Origin of the sequence: Bradyrhizobium sp. CSA112 (genome assembly GCF_029051645.1) — a bacterium.
GTDB lineage: Bacteria > Pseudomonadota > Alphaproteobacteria > Rhizobiales > Xanthobacteraceae > Bradyrhizobium.
Window position 1 is genome coordinate 1 of sequence record NZ_JAACFS010000162.1, and the last position, 406, is coordinate 406.

Annotated in this window: 1 protein-coding gene; it reads right to left on the reverse strand. The window is 67.2% G+C overall.

The window, feature by feature from the left end; translation table 11 throughout:
* A partial coding sequence (locus tag GWE18_RS42135) for an FAD-dependent monooxygenase (protein ID WP_275191337.1) occupies positions 1-304 on the reverse strand: 304 nt, incomplete at its 3' end.
* Between the last annotated feature and the right edge of the window lie 102 nt (positions 305-406).

Genomic DNA, 406 nt, shown 5'->3' on the forward strand with positions numbered 1-406 from the left:
GGCCGTAGACCATCACCGTCTTGCCGCCGCTCAGGCGCTTCAGGTCGATGCGCCGGCGCTGCCCGGCGAAGGCGATCTCCACGCCTTCGTGGACCAGCCCGTCGCGCGCCATGCGCCGGTCGACGCCGGCCTCGCGCAGCAGGTCGACCATACCCTGTTCCAGCACGCCGGCGCGGATGCGGCCGAGCACGTAGTCCGGGGTCTGGCGTTCGAGGATCACGTTGTCGATGCCGGCCTTGTGCAGCAACTGGCCGAGCAGGAGGCCGGACGGACCGGCGCCGATGATGGCGACTTGAGTCTTCATTGCGGATAGCCCTCTCGCTGTTATGGCTGGCCGGCGGCGCATGCGCCGGCGCTGATCTTGTCTGGAGGTGGCTGTATTTTTGTTTGCCGTGGAGTGCTATAG